At 68.8% G+C, this 436-nt stretch carries 1 protein-coding gene; it reads left to right on the plus strand.

Annotation, left to right across the window (positions count from 1 at the left end; translation table 11 throughout):
- The coding region (locus E4T88_RS18960; RefSeq protein WP_167755484.1) for a ShlB/FhaC/HecB family hemolysin secretion/activation protein at nt 1-436 on the plus strand (436 nt) is incomplete at both ends.

The raw sequence follows: 436 nt of genomic DNA on the forward strand, positions 1-436 counted from the left end.
CCGCAACAGCGTGCAGTTGTTCGGCATGGAACTGGGCGCCGACGTCAGCGTGCATCCGCTCAGCGTCAGCTACATCGGCAACTGGACTGTGCCCGCGGGCGAGACCAGCGTGGCCGTCACGTTCGCGCATAACATTCCCGGTGGCAAGCACGGCGCGCAAGCCGATTTCGACCGCGTGCGCGCGCATGCCAAGGCGGCCTACAACACCGTGCGCCTGAGTGCCAGCACGGGGCGCGTGCTGGCCGACGACTGGCAATGGCGCGCGCTGGTCAACGCGCAAGTTACCCCGGACGCGCTGGTGCCGGGCGAGCAGTTCGGCGCCGGTGGCGCCGCGTCCGTGCGCGGCTTTGCCGAGCGCGAGGTGGCCAATGACTCGGGCGTCAACCTGAACCTGGAACTGTACACGCCGAACTGGTGCGGCCAGGCGCTCGCTTAC

It is taken from the genome of Dysgonomonas mossii, assembly GCF_004569505.1.
In the GTDB taxonomy this organism is placed as follows: Bacteria; Bacteroidota; Bacteroidia; order Bacteroidales; family Dysgonomonadaceae; genus Dysgonomonas.